This is a genomic window from Virgibacillus sp. L01 (genome assembly GCF_052246775.1).
Taxonomy (GTDB): domain Bacteria; phylum Bacillota; class Bacilli; order Bacillales; family Amphibacillaceae; genus Lentibacillus.
On record NZ_JBQQCP010000003.1, the window covers coordinates 199381 to 217279 of the forward strand.

General features: G+C 36.8%; 16 protein-coding genes. All 16 read left to right on the forward strand.

Annotation, left to right across the window (positions count from 1 at the left end; all coding sequences use genetic code 11):
- Positions 1-98: 98 nt before the first annotated feature.
- The 16 genes from pyrH to ribF all read left to right on the forward strand — a co-directional run bounded on the left by pyrH (position 99) and on the right by ribF (position 17850).
- A complete protein-coding gene (gene pyrH, locus ACTWQM_RS08025; protein WP_443257661.1) occupies positions 99-821 on the forward strand; it encodes a UMP kinase in 723 nt (240 codons plus the stop codon).
- Between the two features lie 2 nt (positions 822-823).
- Positions 824-1381, forward strand: a complete 558-nt coding sequence (frr, locus tag ACTWQM_RS08030) for a ribosome recycling factor (RefSeq protein WP_443257662.1) — start codon at positions 824-826, stop codon at positions 1379-1381.
- 380 nt (positions 1382-1761) lie between these two features.
- The gene (locus ACTWQM_RS08035; RefSeq protein ID WP_443257663.1) at positions 1762-2526 is read left to right on the forward strand and encodes an isoprenyl transferase; all 765 of its coding nucleotides are present in this window, start codon (positions 1762-1764) and stop codon (positions 2524-2526) included.
- A gap of 15 nt (positions 2527-2541) precedes the next feature.
- On the forward strand, positions 2542-3315 hold the full coding sequence (locus ACTWQM_RS08040) for a phosphatidate cytidylyltransferase (RefSeq protein WP_443257664.1): 774 nt from the start codon (positions 2542-2544) through the stop codon (positions 3313-3315).
- Positions 3316-3408: 93 nt separating this feature from the next.
- On the forward strand, positions 3409-4668 hold the full coding sequence (gene rseP, locus ACTWQM_RS08045; RefSeq protein WP_443257665.1) for an RIP metalloprotease RseP: 1260 nt from the start codon (positions 3409-3411) through the stop codon (positions 4666-4668).
- Between the two features lie 98 nt (positions 4669-4766).
- On the forward strand, positions 4767-9059 hold the full coding sequence (locus ACTWQM_RS08050) for a PolC-type DNA polymerase III (protein ID WP_443257666.1): 4293 nt from the start codon (positions 4767-4769) through the stop codon (positions 9057-9059).
- 125 nt (positions 9060-9184) lie between these two features.
- A complete protein-coding gene (locus ACTWQM_RS08055) occupies positions 9185-10030 on the forward strand; it encodes an STAS domain-containing protein (protein WP_443257667.1) in 846 nt (281 codons plus the stop codon).
- Between the two features lie 853 nt (positions 10031-10883).
- Positions 10884-11354: a ribosome maturation factor RimP gene (gene rimP, locus ACTWQM_RS08060; RefSeq protein WP_443257668.1), complete on the forward strand. Its 471-nt coding sequence runs from the start codon at positions 10884-10886 to the stop codon at positions 11352-11354.
- A 14-nt stretch (positions 11355-11368) separates the two neighbouring features.
- Positions 11369-12478 carry a transcription termination factor NusA gene (gene nusA, locus ACTWQM_RS08065; protein WP_443257669.1) on the forward strand — a complete coding sequence of 370 codons (1110 nt, stop codon included), beginning with the start codon at positions 11369-11371 and terminating at the stop codon, positions 12476-12478.
- A 14-nt stretch (positions 12479-12492) separates the two neighbouring features.
- Complete coding sequence (gene rnpM, locus ACTWQM_RS08070) at positions 12493-12774, forward strand: RNase P modulator RnpM (protein WP_443257670.1); 282 nt, start codon at positions 12493-12495, stop codon at positions 12772-12774.
- Positions 12764-13063 carry a YlxQ family RNA-binding protein gene (locus ACTWQM_RS08075; RefSeq protein ID WP_443257671.1) on the forward strand — a complete coding sequence of 100 codons (300 nt, stop codon included), beginning with the start codon at positions 12764-12766 and terminating at the stop codon, positions 13061-13063. The genes rnpM and ACTWQM_RS08075 overlap by 11 nt, the downstream gene beginning before the upstream one ends.
- A 20-nt stretch (positions 13064-13083) precedes the next feature.
- Positions 13084-15249 carry a translation initiation factor IF-2 gene (gene infB, locus ACTWQM_RS08080; RefSeq protein WP_443257672.1) on the forward strand — a complete coding sequence of 722 codons (2166 nt, stop codon included), beginning with the start codon at positions 13084-13086 and terminating at the stop codon, positions 15247-15249.
- On the forward strand, positions 15246-15524 hold the full coding sequence (locus tag ACTWQM_RS08085) for a DUF503 domain-containing protein (protein WP_209480694.1): 279 nt from the start codon (positions 15246-15248) through the stop codon (positions 15522-15524). The genes infB and ACTWQM_RS08085 overlap by 4 nt, the downstream gene beginning before the upstream one ends.
- A 38-nt stretch (positions 15525-15562) precedes the next feature.
- Positions 15563-15910 (forward strand): 30S ribosome-binding factor RbfA, encoded by a 348-nt coding sequence (gene rbfA, locus ACTWQM_RS08090; RefSeq protein WP_443257673.1) that lies wholly within the window; start codon positions 15563-15565, stop codon positions 15908-15910.
- An 87-nt stretch (positions 15911-15997) separates the two neighbouring features.
- A complete protein-coding gene (gene truB, locus ACTWQM_RS08095; RefSeq protein ID WP_443257674.1) occupies positions 15998-16891 on the forward strand; it encodes a tRNA pseudouridine(55) synthase TruB in 894 nt (297 codons plus the stop codon).
- 20 nt (positions 16892-16911) lie between these two features.
- A complete protein-coding gene (ribF, locus tag ACTWQM_RS08100) occupies positions 16912-17850 on the forward strand; it encodes a riboflavin biosynthesis protein RibF (protein ID WP_443257675.1) in 939 nt (312 codons plus the stop codon).
- Positions 17851-17899 lie beyond the last annotated feature (49 nt).

Below are 17899 nucleotides of genomic sequence, written 5' to 3' on the forward strand. Positions count from 1 at the left end.
TTGTTGTTCCCTATTTCGCTAGTAGTGAGAGGTTCAATACATGATCTATGCTTAACAAACATTAATATAAACAATATAATATTTCTATGGAGGTAAATATGACAACAGCTCGGTACCGTAGAATTGTGTTAAAATTAAGTGGAGAGGCTTTAAGCGGAAAAGAAGGCTATGGAATAGAACCACAGGTAATTCAGTCTGTTGCTGCACAAGTAAAAGAAGTTGCAGAATTGGGTGTAGAGGTAGCCATTGTAGTAGGTGGAGGAAATATCTGGCGTGGTAAAGTCGGTAGTGAAATGGGAATGGATCGTGCGACAGCTGATTATATGGGAATGCTGGCGACAATTATGAATTCTCTTGCACTTCAGGATAGCCTGGAAAACAACGGGATTCAGACTCGTGTTCAAACATCTATTGAAATGCGACAAGTGGCTGAGCCTTATATAAGAAGAAAAGCAATTCGCCATCTCGAAAAGAAGCGTGTTGTCATTTTTGCTGCAGGTACAGGAAATCCATTCTTCTCAACAGATACAACAGCAGCATTAAGGGCTGCTGAAATCGAAGCAGAAGTTATCTTAATGGCAAAAAATAATGTGGATGGAGTATACTCGGACGATCCGAAAGTTAATAAGGAAGCTGAAAAGTATACAGAGATATCCTATTTGGAAATGCTAAATGAAGGTCTTGGTGTTATGGACTCTACAGCATCTTCGTTATGTATGGATAATGATATTCCATTAATTGTATTTTCAATTACCGAAGAAGGCAATATTAAACGAGTTGTACAAGGTGAACCAATTGGAACAACAATAAGGGGGAAATAAAAATGTCAGATGCTATATTGAAGGACACACGTAGTAAAATGGAGCAGGCGGTTCAGGCCTTTTCAAAGAACCTGGCAACTGTACGTGCCGGCCGTGCTAACCCATCACTATTAGACAGTATTTATGTAAATTATTATGGAGCGTCAACACCACTAAATCAATTATCAACGATATCTGCACCAGAAGCAAGACTACTAGTGATCACTCCTTTTGATAAATCATCAATTGGTGATGTGGAAAAGGCCATACAAAAGTCCGACTTGGGCCTGTCACCGTCAAATGATGGGAATGTCATACGTATAAACATACCTTCTTTAACAGAAGAGCGTCGTAAGGATTTAGTTAAAGTCGTAGGAAAATATGCTGAGGAGGGACGTGTACAGGTAAGGAATATTCGTCGTGAATCAAACGATCAGCTGAAAAAGGCTGAGAAAAATAATGACTTAACTGAAGATGAACTTAAAGCTGCGCAGGATGATGTTCAAAAAGAAACAAACAATCATATTGAAAAGATTGATCAGTTAGCAAAAGGCAAGGAAAAGGAAATTCTTGAAGTTTAAATATATGGTGTAGTGAAATAAGAAGCTTTAGCCCTCTTGTTTAAGAGGGCTTTTATTTCCAAATCTAATATATTACAGATGAATTATTTGATGGAAGATACTAACTGTTTAAATTGGTTTTTCCTAAAATATAAGAAAAGCCATCCTTTATAACTATAGGTATAAGGCAGGTTTTTCTTATATTTTAATGAAATTCTTATAAAAATTTGGTCATATAATGCTATAATGGTAATTCATTAAAATAGTATAAAATGATTTAATGTATCTAACTTTTAATTTAGACGCCGGAATAGGCGATAGAATAAGTGTTTCTAATCCTTCATATTGATTATATTTAAAAGGATTGTATAAGGATAATCAACCATACCGGAGGACAAATTATGTCAATGAAGCTTCCTTTTTTTAAAAATAAACAGCAAAAAAATTCAGGCGAAGAACATGACCTTGATAATATGCCAAATCATGTAGCTATTATAATGGACGGAAACGGACGATGGGCAAAGAAAAGAGGATTGCCGCGGATAGCCGGACATAAAGAAGGAATGAATGTTGTAAAAGAAATTGTTAAAGCAGCAAGAAATTCTAATGTACAGATTCTAACACTATATGCTTTTTCAACGGAAAATTGGAAACGGCCAAAATCAGAAGTTGACTTTCTAATGAAATTACCGAAAGAGTTTCTACATATATATTTACCAGAGCTTATGGAAAATAAAGTGAGAATTAATACTATAGGTGATTTTGAAGCTCTTCCTGATCATACGAAAGAAGCTATTCATTATGCGAAAGAAAAGACAAAAAATAATGATGGCTTATTATTAAATTTTGCTTTAAACTATGGTAGTAGATTAGAAATTATGCGAGCCATTAAGCAAGTTATGACAGATATTGATGGATCCAAATTATCCATGGATAATTTGGATGAGAGTACTTTCTCAGATTATTTATATACAAAAGACTTAACAGACCCTGACTTATTAATTAGAACAAGTGGTGAACAACGATTAAGCAACTTTTTATTATGGCAGGTAGCCTATTCTGAATTTTGGTTTACAGACGTATTATGGCCAGATTTCTCAGAAGAAATATTTAATAATGCCCTCCATGATTATCAGCAGCGGAAACGAAGGTATGGAGGTATTTAAGGTGATGAAACAAACATGAAACAACGAATTCAAACAGCAATCCTAGCAATTATAGTTTTTTTACCGTTTGTTCTTATTGGTGGCAAACCCTTTGAAATTTTTGTCTATATACTAGCGACAATAGGTTTGGTAGAATTAATGCGAATGCGCGAAATTGGCAAATATTCTGTACCTGCTATTTTAGCAATTGCATTGTTATGGCTTATATTAGGGTCTATTCCGATTTTTTGGGTTACGAAATCAGAAGTAATTATGCTATTTGTTTTATTACTATTGTCATATACTGTATTAGTTAAGAATAAATTTACTTTTGATGAGGCTGGTTTTATTCTATTATCAACCATTTATATCGGGATGGGGTTCTTTTTCCTGATTGAGACACGTCAGGATGCCGGTTTAATCTTCTTATTTTATGTGTTGCTTGTTATTTGGGCTACAGATACTGGTGCATATTTTGGAGGTAAAGCTTTTGGCAAAAGAAAACTTTGGCCTAAAATAAGTCCTAACAAAACAATTGAAGGAGCAGTTGCTGGTATTATCCTTGCGTGTGTCGTAGCTATAGTTTTCTATCTTATCGAACCATTTTCCGACTCATTGCTGCTGGTTATTGGTGTTACTATTTTAGTATCAATATCAGGCCAAATTGGAGATTTAGTTGAATCTGCGTTTAAGCGGCATTATAATGTGAAGGATTCCGGTAATATACTTCCTGGTCACGGAGGAATATTGGACAGGTTAGATAGTTTATTGTTTGTGTTACCGATATTACACTTTATCCATTTTATATGAATTGCTAGCTTGAACGTAGGATTAAGTTAAGAGTAGAATTATTAGATAAGAAGTCAAAATAATTCCTAATCAGATTAAAGGAAGGTGCTTCTTTTGAACACAGTAATCGCGTTTATTTTTATGTTCGGCCTGCTTGTATTTATACATGAATTTGGCCATTTAATATTTGCAAAACGAGCTGGTATGCTTGCTCGTGAATTTGCCATTGGCTTTGGTCCGAAGGTGTTTGCATTTACCAAGAATGAGACAGTTTATACTATTCGCTTATTACCTATTGGCGGATATGTTCGAGTCGCTGGTGAAGATCCGGAGATTGTTGAGATAAAGCCAGGGCAGCATATTGGGTTGGAATTTAACGGCAGTGGAAAAGTCAGTAAAATTATCGTAAATAATAAAGCAAAGCATCCTAATGCCCGCGTTATAGAGGTAGAGCATGCTGATTTAGATCATAAGCTGCTTATTGAGGGGTATGAAATTGATGAAGAAGACCATAAATTAAGTTTTGAGGTAGATTCTAAAGCATTCTATGTTATGGATGAAAAAGAAACACAAATCGCACCATATGATCGACAGTTTGCTTCAAAGAGTGTAGTAAAACGGGCTATGCAATTGTTTGCCGGGCCGATGATGAATTTCATCCTGGCCATAGTTATTTTCTTTATTGTTGGATTTATTCAGGGTGTTCCGGTGGATAGGGCATTAGTTTCCGGGATACAAGAAGACAGTCCAGCAGAAGAAGCCGGGCTTCAAGAAGGAGACGAAATTGTTCAGATTGAAGGTAACTCAGTCTCAACTTGGGAAAAGTTCACCGAAATTGTTCGGGATAATCCTGAAAAAGAGCTCAGTATGACAGTTCAACGTAATGGTGAAACTGAATCAATTACAGTAACTCCCAAGAAGATTGAGACACAAGGTATGACAATTGGACAAGTAGGTGTACAGCGGGCTTTTGAGAAATCTTTTACAGGAACAGTCAAATATGGATTTACCCGGACATATGAAACGACTAAGTTGATTTTGACCAACCTTGGAATGTTAATTACAGGTCAGTTACCGATTGAAACATTATCTGGACCTGTTGGTATATATGACGCAACAGATCAGTTTGTAAAGGCAGGAATTATGACTTTCCTAATGTGGACTGCTATTTTGAGTATTAACTTAGGGATTGTTAACCTGGTTCCGCTGCCAGCACTCGACGGTGGCAGGCTACTCTTTGTTGCACTTGAAGCTGTCAGAGGTAAGCCGATAGATCCACAAAAAGAAGGAATTGTTCATTTTATTGGTTTTGCATTATTGATGCTCTTAATGATTGTTGTGACATGGAATGATATTCAGCGATTATTTTTATAAAGTTTCATTTATGCTTTAGAACAGTTGAAAACCCTTGTCCAAATGGCAAGGGTTTTCCATCATTATAGTTCCATAACTATAATCAGGAGGAAAACATGATGGATATTTCAAAGAGAGAAAAAATGGTTCTATTATTAAAACAGTTAGAAATACCAGAAGATTATCAGCAAGCCTATTTTGAGGATAGTCAATTGAATAAACTAGAAGTACACAAACAGGTTAAAAGCTGGCATTTTCATATTAGTGTCAAGCGGGTGTTACCTAAACAGATTCATACCTTACTTCTTACAAAATTACATGAAACGTTTCAACAGTTTGCTCAAATCGATTTGACATTGTATGCCGAGGAGAAGGAATGCGATGAAAAGAATATTTGTGATTATTGGCAGTCTTTTCTTCAAACTATATCAAACTTATCACCTGCTTATAAAGATTTAGTACATAATCAGGTGCCACGGGTAGAGAATAATAAGATTATGTTAACTGCAAGGAATGAAGCAGAAGGCAACGCACTAAAAAAACGTTTGGAAGTTCCATTTCTTGATTATTGCAAAAAGATTGGAACAAATCCATACTCTCTTGTGATTGATGTTAAAACTGAAATGGCTGAATTGAAAAAGTTCAGAGAAAAAACAGCTCAGGAAGATCAGGAAATGGTTTTAAAGACTGTTCAAGAAAAAGAAAAACGTGATCAGGACAGACAGAAAAACGAGCAGAATAAACCGCTCATGCTTGGTTATAAAATTCAGGATGATCCATTGCAAATGGAAGAGATTCAGGACGAGGAACGTCGTGTCACTATACAGGGATATGTTTTTGCTACTGATATTCGTCAGTTACGTTCCGGAAGAAGTTTATTAATTATTAAAGCTACAGATTATACGGACTCATTACAAATTAAGATGTTTTCAAAAGGTGATGAGGATGCAGAGAAATTTGAACATGTGAAATCGGGTATTTGGATTAAAGCAAGAGGCAGTATTCAAACTGATATGTTCACAAATGAATTGGCAATGATGGCTACTGATATTCATGAAGTAAAGGTTGAAAAACGAAAGGATTTAGCTCCGGAAGACGAAAAGCGGGTTGAATTACACGCACATACAACAATGAGCCAAATGGATGCAGTTGTATCACCCTCAGCTCTTATACAACAGGCAGCATCCTGGGGACATAAAGCAATTGCCATTACCGACCATGCGGGTGTTCAAGGATATCCGGAAGCACATGCTGCTGGTCAAAAACATGGGATTAAAATCCTCTATGGTGTTGAAGCAAATGTTGTTGATGACGGTGTTCCAATTGCATATAATGAACATGATGTTGATTTGGAAAATGGAACTTACGTTGTATTTGATGTGGAGACGACAGGTCTTTCAGCGGTATATGATACCATTATTGAACTTGCCGGTGTTAAAATTAATCAGGGAGAGGTAATCGATCGATTCGAATCATTTGCGAACCCCCATCATCCGTTGTCACAAACAACAACAGATTTAACAGGAATAACAGATGATATGGTAAAAAATGCACCAGAAATTGATGACGTCCTAAAGGATTTTTATGAATGGATGGAAGATGGGATTCTTGTTGCACATAACGCCAGTTTCGATATTGGCTTCTTAAACCAGGGATTCAAAAAAATTGATTATAAAAAAGTTGTGAACCCAGTTATTGATACGCTGGAGCTTGCGCGATTTTTATTTCCTGAATTAAAAAATCACCGGCTGAATACGATGTGTAAACATTTGGATATCGAATTAACCCAGCACCACCGTGCTATCTATGATGCAGAGGCAACTGGCTATTTATTATGGAAATTAGTACAAGGGCTTTTGAAAAAAGATATTACAAATCACAACAGATTAAATGACCACATGGGAGAAGGTAATGCATATCAGCGCTCCCGCCCATTTCATTGCACACTGATTGCTAAAACAGAAGAAGGTTTGAAGAATCTCTATAAACTAGTTTCATATGCGCATATCGATTATTTCTATCGTGTTCCGCGAGTACCTAGATCACTATTGCAAAAACTTCGAAACGGAATTTTAGTTGGGTCTGCATGTGATAAAGGTGAAGTATTTGAAACGATGATGCAAAAATCAGCGGATGAAGCAGAGAAAGCAGCAGAATTTTATGATTATATTGAGGTTCAGCCACCAGCTAACTATGCCCATTTAATTGAAAAAGATCTTGTTCAGAATGAGGCGCAGATATTGGATATTATAAGCAAATTAGTAGATTTGGGAAATCGGATAAACAAAACTGTGGTAGCAACAGGAAATGCACACTATATAGATGATCATGATAAACTTTATCGTCAAATATTGATTTCTTCTCAGGCTGGTAATCCATTAAATAGACAAACATTACCAGATACACCTTTTCGTACGACAAATGAAATGATTGATAGTTTCAACTTTCTGGGAGGAGAAAGGGCCCACGAAATCGTTGTAACGAATACTAATAATTTGGCAGATGAAATTGAAGAAATTTCCCCTGTTAAGGATGGCCTTTACACACCAACAATCGAGGGTGCAGACCAAGAGATGCGTGATCTGTGCTATAATCGAGCAAAACTGATTTATGGTGATCCCGTCCCGCAGATTGTTGTGGATCGACTTGAAAAAGAGCTATCAAGTATTATTGGTCATGGTTTTGCAGTAATATATTTAATTTCTCATAAGCTGGTGAAAAAATCATTGGACGATGGATACCTGGTAGGCTCACGAGGCTCTGTTGGTTCGTCTTTAGTAGCAACCATGACTGAAATAACTGAGGTAAACCCATTACCACCACATTATGTCTGTATGGAATGTCATCATCATGAATTTATCACAGATGGATCTGTAGGCAGCGGTTTTGATTTAGCTGATCAGGATTGTCCGCATTGCGGTAACCCCTTAACAAAAGATGGACAAGATATTCCTTTTGAAACATTTCTTGGGTTTAAGGGTGATAAAGTACCCGATATTGATCTTAACTTTTCCGGTGCATATCAGCCTAAGGCACATAACTACACGAAAGAATTGTTTGGAGAAGAAAAAGTCTATCGTGCGGGAACAATTGGTACAATTGCCGATAAGACGGCGTATGGCTATGTGAAAGGTTATGCATCAGATAAACAGCTAGTTTACAAAAATGCTGAAGTGGATCGTCTTGTACAAGGCTGTACTGGGGTCAAACGAACAACTGGTCAGCATCCAGGTGGAATTATAGTTGTTCCTGATGATAAAGAGATATATGACTTCACACCGATTCAATTTCCGGCTGATGATCGAAAAAGTGAATGGAAAACAACACACTTTGATTTTCATTCCATTCATGACAACTTACTTAAACTTGATATACTCGGGCACGATGATCCTACAGTAATTCGGATGCTGCAGGACCTGAGTGGAATTGATCCAAAAACAATTCCAACAGATGATGCAGAAGTGATGAAAATCTTTTCCGGTACGGAATCACTAGGAATAACACCGGAACAAATTAATTGTCAAACTGGTACATTAGGTGTACCTGAATTTGGGACAAAATTTGTTCGGCAGATGCTGGAAGATACGAAACCAAGCACATTTGCTGAGCTTGTAATGATATCTGGTTTATCGCATGGTACCGATGTGTGGCTAGGAAATGCGCAAGAACTTATTAACGATGGTATTTGTGAATTGCCTGATGTTATAGGGTGTCGTGATGACATTATGGTATACCTAATGCACAAGGGTCTTGATGCTTCACTTGCCTTCAAGATAATGGAGTTTGTCCGTAAAGGCAAAGGGTTACAAGATGATTGGATTCATGAAATGAAAAAGAATGGAGTTCCGGATTGGTATATTGAATCATGTAAAAAGATTAAATATATGTTTCCAAAAGCACACGCTGCAGCATATGTTTTAATGGCTGTTCGCATTGCCTATTTTAAGGTGCATTATCCAATATATTTTTATGCCGCATATTTCTCTGTCAGAGCAGGTGATTTTGAATTGGATACAATGATTAAAGGTCCAGATGTGATAAGGCAGCGTATTGAAGGTATAGCGGCCAAGGGTAATGATGCAACACCTAAAGAAAAGAATCTGTCTACTGTTCTGGAAGTGGTTCTTGAGATGAGTCAACGTGGATTTTCTTTCCAAAAAGTTGATTTATATAAGTCTGCTGCTTCTGAATTCATAGTTGATGGTAACTCATTAATACCACCATTCAACGCGGTTGATGGATTGGGTACTAATGCAGCAATTAATATTGTTAAAGTACGTGAAGATGGGGAATTTCTTTCTAAAGAAGATCTGCGACAACGTAGTAAAATTTCTAAAACGGTTCTGGAATATCTTGATAATCATGGGTGTTTAGAAGGTATGGCCGAAAAGAATCAGCTATCACTGTTTTAATACGTTCGGTTAGATTATTCCTAATTTAAGCAGTCGACACGAAAAAAATAGTGAAGTGAATTCATATTATTACGGTACACTTAATCTCAACAGTGGCAAAAATCTTAAAAGGAGAGTGATTACATATGGAGTTAACATATGAAAAAGGACAACTAATTCGACAATTTTTAATTGACAACAGACAAACTTTTGAAGATCAACTTCTGGCAGAGGCAAATACTGTTCGGGATAAGATTCAAGAAGTTCAAATGATTGGAAATATTAATCTATTAGAGAATGCCCATAAGTTAGTTTTGTTTGTGGTCGATGAGAAAAAAGATGAGGTAGTGGATTTTGCTAGGCAGGAGGGTGTTGCGTGGGCAAAGCATTCCCTGACACTAGCATTAAAAATTGAGTGGGTTCAAGCAATCCGCAGAACATTATGGAATTTTCTTTATGAACATGATAAGTTTACCGGGAAGACTACTAATCTTGAAGAATTTTACAATATGGAAAGTAAAATAAATGATTTAATTGATAAGTTTCTTAATGGATTCTTTATTAACTATTCCGCTTATAAAGATAAGTTAATTGAGGATCAGCGTAAATTAGTAGATAATCTATCTGCTCCAATTATTCCGGTAACCTCTAAGATTAGCGTATTGCCAATAATAGGTACTATGGATAGATATCGCGTAACTATAATTGAAGAAAAAGTATTACTAGAAATTGGACAGAGACATGTACAAAAATTAATTATGGATCTGTCTGGAATCGCTGAGATGGAAAAAGAGGTTATGCAATTATTTTTAAAATTATTAGATGGTGTTTCGATGATGGGGTGCGAAGCAGTGATAACTGGATTACGTCCTGATATAGTTAGTAAAATGGCTGACCTAGAAGTAGGATTTGGCCAAAAATTTGAAACTAAAGGCTCGTTGCAGCAGGCGTTGGACGGCTACTTACAATTAAACAATACAACTTTAAATTAGGCTATTTTTAACAAGGAGTTGCTTTAACAAATTAATGAGGTTATTACGTGGTTGATATACTCAGCGAAGCAACATGGAAATAGCTGTCTGCTGTGACATCGCTATGGAAATACATTCCGCTTTCCGCGGGCAACGCTTCAGCTTCCTCGGAAGCAAAAACCGCTTCCTGCGGGATCTTCAGCTGTTGCTTTTCCCGCAGTCTCCATGTATTTCCTCCGCTGGGTTTTGCTCACTAAATTTATAAGCGTATATGTGATGAATAAGACAAGGTTTTAAACAATTTAAACTAGCAGCTGGAATATGCGAGACTCCTGTGGGACAGCGAGCCTAAGAAACCCCACAGTGAGCGGTTTTTGCGAGCGAGGAGGCTCGTGGTGAGCCCACGGAAAGCGAGTATATTCCAGCTGAGTTGTTAGGGAGCCTCACTAAATGATACAACTTGGTAACTTTAATTTATTTCGCAGTTTATATCAACTGTGAGGCTAAAAATCTTTCGAAAAGATCATTAAACTATAATTAACAGCTAACACCTTTGCCTAAACTAATCATTTATTATAATCAGTAAGAATTTGGTATATAATACTACTATGGTATGAACAAATATTCACTGTTCTTGCAACAACACTCCTATTATGATATAGTATATTGTGGTAAGAAATGATACGAACGGTTAGAAGAGTGGGCGAACCCCACTCTTTCTTCATACTACTATCTTTGCAACTTGCACTTTGACTACTTTCCCTTGCCACATCTTCCGGCAGGGGATTTGTATTATTATGGATATGGTGCAAATGAAATGTCGTATGATGGTTCATAATAGAACTATACACAACTGAATAAAGGAGGATAAATTTTGAGTTCCAATGTAATTAAAACAACGGAAGAATTGGTACAACCAATCTTACAAGAGAAAGAATTGGAATTAGTTGATGTTGAATATGTTAAAGAAGGATCAAATTGGTTTCTTCGCGTATATATTGACAGTGAAAATGGCGTTGATATAGCAGATTGTGGTACTGTTTCTGAACAGTTGAGCGAAAAACTGGATAAAGCTGATCCAGTAGAAGAAGCCTATTATCTGGAAGTTTCGTCACCAGGCGTCGAACGTCCGCTAAAGTCTAAGGATGACTTTGAGAAAAATGTAAATAATAATGTCTTTGTGAAATTATACGAACCAATTGATGGTCAGAAGGAATACGAAGGTATTTTAAAGGAATTCACAGATAATGTGGCAACGATCGAATATAAAGTGAAAACCCAAAAAAAGCTAGTTGAAATTCCATTTAATAAAATAGCTAAAGCAAGGTTAGCCGTTACGCTATAAGGGGGAAAATAAAAGTGAGCAGTCAGTTGTTTGAAGCGATTGATTTTCTAGAAAAAGAAAAGGGTATTGATAAGGATATTCTAATGGAGGCATTGGAAGCTGCGCTAATATCAGCTTATAAGAAAAACTTTAAATCTGCTACAAATGCGCGAGTTGATATTGATGAACAATCCGGTACAATGCGTGTATATTCACGTAAAACGGTAGTAGAAGAAATTGAAGATGCCCAAGAGGAAATTTCATTGGATCAGGCAAAAGAAATTGATCCCAAATATGAACTTGAAGATGTTATTGAGGTTGAGGTAACTCCAAAAGACTTCGGACGTATTGCAGCCCAAGCCGCAAAACAAGTAGTAACACAGCGTGTCAGAGAGGCTGAACGAGGCGTTATATTTAGCGAATACTCTGATCGTGAAGAAGATGTTATGACAGGCATTATTCAACGTAAGGATCCACGCTTTGTCTATGTGAATCTTGGAAAGGTTGAGGCGAAACTGGCTGAGGCGGAGCAAATGCCTACTGAAGAATACTATGTCCATGACCGCATAAAAGTATTTGTAACAAAAGTGGAGAATACGAGTAAAGGACCTCAAATTTATATTTCAAGGTCACATCCAGGATTATTAAAGCGCCTGTTTGAAATGGAAGTTCCAGAAATTTATGAAGGTATTGTTGATATCCAGTCAGTGGCAAGAGAAGCAGGGGATCGTTCTAAAATCTCTGTTCATGCAGATGATCCTGAAATTGATGCTGTTGGTTCATGCGTTGGTCAGAAAGGGCAGCGTGTCCAGGTAATTGTCAATGAACTTAAAGGTGAAAAAATAGATGTCGTAGAATGGTCTGAAGACCCTGTTGTCTATGTATCAAATGCCTTGAGCCCTTCGAAGGTAGTAGAGGTATTGGTAAATGAAGAAGATAAGGCGACAACAGTAATCGTACCTGATTACCAACTATCACTTGCTATTGGAAAGCGTGGGCAAAATGCTCGCCTGGCAGCAAAATTAACCGGTTGGAAAATTGATATTAAAAGTGAATCAGAAGCTCGCAAGGAAGGGCTTTTAACAGACAACGAAGAAGATGCTGATGCTTATTCTGACAATGAGGAAGAAGGCTTGTTCGAATAGGAGGAGGTTTTGTAATGGCGCAAAAACGAAAAGTACCAGAACGTAAATGTATCGTAACTAATGAAATGAAACCTAAGAAGGATCTCATTCGTGTTGTCCGTAACAAAGAAGGAGAGGTCTTTGTTGACCCAACAGGCAAAAAAAATGGCCGTGGAGCATATGTATCCAACGATATAGCTGTTATTGAAAAGGCTGAAAAGGCTGGAACTTTAAGCCGTCAGTTAAATACAAAAATTGAACCATCAATATATGATGACCTTAAACAAATAGTTGAAGGAAAAAAAGATGAAAAATAATTACTTAAATTTAATTGGCTTAGCCTATCGGGCTAGAAAGTGTTCTCTAGGGGAAGAAACGATTTTGAAAGATATCAGGCAAAATAAAGCAAAACTTGTTCTTTTGGCAAGTGATATCGGTCCCCAAACACGAAAAAAGATAACGGACAAATGCAAAACATATGAAGTACCATTTTTAATAGCAGATGATAGAGAAACGTTATCAAATGCTATTGGAAAATCACAAAGAGTAGCTGTAGCTATTTTAGATGCAGGATTTGCCACTAAAATTAAATCGTTACTCGGGTAATTAAATTCGGGGGTGGACGTATGAGCAAGATGCGTGTATATGAATATGCAAAACAAAATAAAACGACCAGTAAAGATGTAATTAATTATTTAAAAGAGTTAAATGTTGAGGTATCCAACCACATGTCGACAATTACGACTGATACGATAGTAAAGTTGGATGAAAAATTCGCTGCTAAGGAATCGGAAACTCAGAAAAAGCAGGAATCACCAGAAAAACCAGCAAGTAACAGCAATAACAATAAAGCTGTAAATCAAACAAAAAAAGAAAATAAACCAACTAATAATGGGAAGCCTAATAACAACCCAAAACCACAGCAGGCTCAGCAAAGAAAGGGCCAGAAGAACAATAACAAAAAGCAACAGCATGGTAAAAATGCAAGAAGGAACAATCAAGCACCACAGCAGCAACAAAAACCTGTTGTTAAGGAAACGCCTAAACATATTACCTACAGCGAAACACTGACGGTAAGTGATTTGGCAGCTAAACTAAATAAAGATGCATCAGAAATTATTAAAAAGCTGATGTTCTTAGGTGTCATGGCTACAAAAAACCAAGATCTTGATGATGATGCAGTTGAGCTTATTTGTGCAGAATATGATGTGGAAGTAGAAAAGGAAATAATTCTGGAAGATACTGATTTTGATAAGTATCGGGAAAACAATAATGAAGCTAACTTAATCGAAAGACCGGCTGTTGTAACGATTATGGGACACGTTGACCATGGTAAAACAACATTATTGGATGCGATTCGCCATACAAAAGTAACTGAAGGTGAAGCAGGAGGTATTACGCAGCATATTGGGGCATACCAAATAGAAAGTGAAGGTAAGAAAGTTACTTTCCTTGATACACCAGGACACGCCGCGTTTACCAGTATGCGGTCACGTGGTGCACAAGTAACGGATATTGCTATATTAGTTGTTGCAGCGGATGATGGTGTAATGCCGCAGACAATCGAGGCTATTAACCATGCGAAGGCTGCTGAAGTTCCAATTATTATAGCAGTAAACAAAATGGATAAAGAAGGTGCTAATCCAGATCGTGTTATGCAGGAGTTAACGGAATATGAACTCATTCCTGAAGACTGGGGAGGCAGTACAATTTTTGTTAATTTGTCTGCTGTCAAACATGAAGGTATTGATGATTTGCTGGAAATGATTCAACTTGTTACAGAAGTAGAAGAATTAAAAGCAGATCCTAATAACGATGCCTTTGGTACAGTGATTGAGGCACAGCTTGATAAAGGAAAAGGACCTGTTGCTACATTACTAGTACAAAATGGAACGCTGCGTGTTGGGGAATCAGTAGTTGTCGGAAATACCTTTGGTCGTGTTCGTGCGATGGTTAGTGACTTGGGTCAACGAATTAGTGAAGCCGGTCCATCAACACCAGTTGAAATAACTGGATTGAACGATGTGCCACAAGCTGGCGATCAATTTTTGGTATTTAAGGATGAAAAGAAATCACGCCAAATTGGTGAAGCTCGTCAGCAAAAGCATATCCAGGAGAATCGTTCGGAACAAACAAAAGTTAGCATCGATGATTTATTTGACCAGATTAAAGAAGGCGAAATGAAGGATATAAACCTTATAGTCAAGGCAGATGTTCAGGGTTCTGCAGAAGCTATGGCTGCTTCATTGAGGAAGATTGAAGTTGAAGGTGTTAAAATAAAAATTATTCACACAGGTGTAGGTGCTATTACTGAATCTGACATTATTTTAGCATCCGCTTCAAATGCAATTGTAATTGGATTCAATGTACGACCAGATGCTAACGCTAAGAAGGCTGCAGAATCAGAAAAAGTAGATGTACGTTTACATCGCGTTATTTATAAGGTTATTGAAGAGATAGAATTAGCTATGAAAGGTATGCTGGATCCTATATACGAAGAAAAGGTAATAGGTCAAGCAGAAGTTCGTGAGATATTCAAGGTTTCCAAAATTGGAACTATCGCTGGTAGTTATGTAACAGAAGGTAAGATTACACGTGACTCTGGAGTACGTATTATTCGTGACAGTGTGGTGCAGTTTGAAGGGGAAATAGACGCATTAAAACGTTTTAAAGATGATGTCAAAGAAGTTGCAAAAAACTATGAATGTGGTATCACAATTAAAAAGTTTAATGATATTAAAGAAGGCGACGTAATTGAAGCATTTGTCATGGAGGAGATTGAACGCAAATGATAATTTATGCTGAAGTAGAATGCATTCTCTATGAAGGTCATTCACTTAAGCAAAAACGTTCTGTTATCAAAAGTTTAATGGCTAAATTACGTAATGAATTAAATGTAGCAGTAACAGAGTTGGATTATCATGATTTATGGCAACGTACAAAATTTGGAATTGTGACAGTTTCCAATGAAAAAAAGCATGCTGAACAGGTTATCCAGGAAGGTTTGCGTATTATTGACACATTTAATGAACTGGAACGGACATTAACAGATGTTGAGCATGTATAATCAAATTATCAGGTTGTCAATTTATAGAGGTGATCAAAATGAGTGACATTCGTTCAAATCGTGTCGCAGAGCAAATGAAAAAAGAGTTAGGTGAACTTTTAAGTAAAAAAATTAAGGATCCACGTGTTGGATTTGTTACCGTAACAGATGTTGACGTAACTGGTGACTTACAACAGGCGAAGATTTTTATATCTGTTCTGGGTGATGAACAAAAGAAACATGATACACTTGTCGGCTTAGCAAAAGCTAAAGGATTTATCCGTTCTGAAATTGGGAATCGCATCCGTTTACGGAAAACACCAGAAATAACATTTGAATTTGACGAAGCATATGAATATGGAAATCGTATTGAAACTATTCTACGTGATCTAAACAAAAATCAGTAATATGCATTGAAATTTATCTGATCCACAGAAATAATAAGTGGGTCAGATTTTTCCATGTACGATACATTAATTTCGGGAGCTGGTTAGATGAATGGTATATTGCCTTTATGGAAACCAAAAGGAATGACATCACATGATTGTGTGGTTGCGGTCAGAAAAAAATTCCAATTAAAGAAAGTAGGGCATACAGGAACCCTTGACCCTGAGGTTGAAGGTGTTTTACCTATCTGTATTGGCCAGGCAACCAAAATTGTGCCCTATTTGACTAATACTAAAAAGACATACATAGCAGAAGTAAAGCTCGGGGTCGCTACTGAAACTGAGGATAGTTATGGCGCAATTATTGAGAAAAGCAGTGTAGCAAATTCTCCATCTAAACAGTCAATCGAAAACGTGTTACAATTGTTTAGAGGAGAAATCACACAAATTCCCCCAATGTATTCAGCAGTCAAAGTAAATGGCAAAAAACTGTATGAGTATGCAAGAGCTAATGAGCAAGTTGACAGACCACAGCGTACAGTTGTCATTCATCAGCTTACCCAGTTGGAAGATACAGACCATAAAGATAGTTTTAGGATTAAAGCAACCTGTTCAAAAGGTACATATATTCGGACACTATGTGTGGATATCGGTAAGAAATTGGGCTATCCCGCACATATGTCACACTTGGTAAGAACAGCAACAGGCATTATTAAACAAGAAGACACGGTTACATTTAAAGCTATTGATGAAGCTGTAGAGTTGGAGAACCAAGAAAAGTTACTGTTACCAATTTCTAAAGGTTTAAGCCATCTTGAACATATAAATGTTAATGAAAATACAAAAAAACGAGTACTCTTTGGCCAAAAATTGGCAAAGCCTGATAATCTTTCTAAGACAGAGCCATTTGTCATAATGTCTGATGAACAAGTACTGGCAATATATCAAATACATCCTGAAAATTCAGATCTTATAAAGCCGATTCGAGTATTTAAAGAGTGAAAAAGAGTAGGTGAAGCGCGTTGCGAACAATTGAATTAACACATCCCCATACGCTGGTATTAGAAGAATTGCCGGAGACTGTTGCGGCTATCGGTTTTTTTGATGGTATACACAAAGGTCATCAGAAAGTTATACAAACAGCAGTTTCCAAAGCGAAGGATAAAAAAATGGAAAGTGCAGTTATTACCTTTCATCCGCATCCATCTGTTGTTTTGAAAAAAGATGCACCACATGTAAGGTATATCACTCCTTTAAGGGAGAAGCAGGAGATTCTGCAACAATTGGATGTTGACCGTCTTTATGTTATTACTTTTAATAAGGAATTGGCATCACTTGAACCACAGCAATTTATAGATCATTTTATTATTGGCTTAAAAATTAAACATTTAGTGGCCGGATTTGATTTCTCTTATGGACACAAAGGCCAAGGAAACATGGAGTTAATTAAAGAGCAAACAAGAGGTTTATTCGAATATACAACAATCAGAAAAGTTGAATTGGATAGTGAGAAAATAAGTTCCTCTAAAATCAGAGAACTGCTTCAAAAAGGTGAGCTCGAAAAAGCTAATACTTTATTGGGCAGACCGTTTACTATTCAAGGTGTTGTTATTGAAGGTGATCAACGGGGAAGAACGATTGGCTATCCAACTGCAAACATAAGGGTTAATTCGGATACGCTACTACCTAAAGTTGGTGTGTATGCAGTAAAAGTACTTTATAAAAATGAAGTATATGAAGGGATGGCAAATCTGGGATATAATCCTACTTTTACAGATGAGAAAACCGAGCCATCTGTGGAAGTTAACATACTTGATTATAATAATGATTTATATGGTGAAGTATTATATGTGGAATGGCATAAATTTATCCGTGAAGAGGAAAAGTTTAATGGTGTTCAGGAGTTAGTGAATCATATAAAAAATGATGAAAAGTGTGTCCGCAGTTACTTTTGCAGTTAATGTTTCTTTGATTTACCACTTGCATTTTAAGTAAAAAAGATGTAAGCTT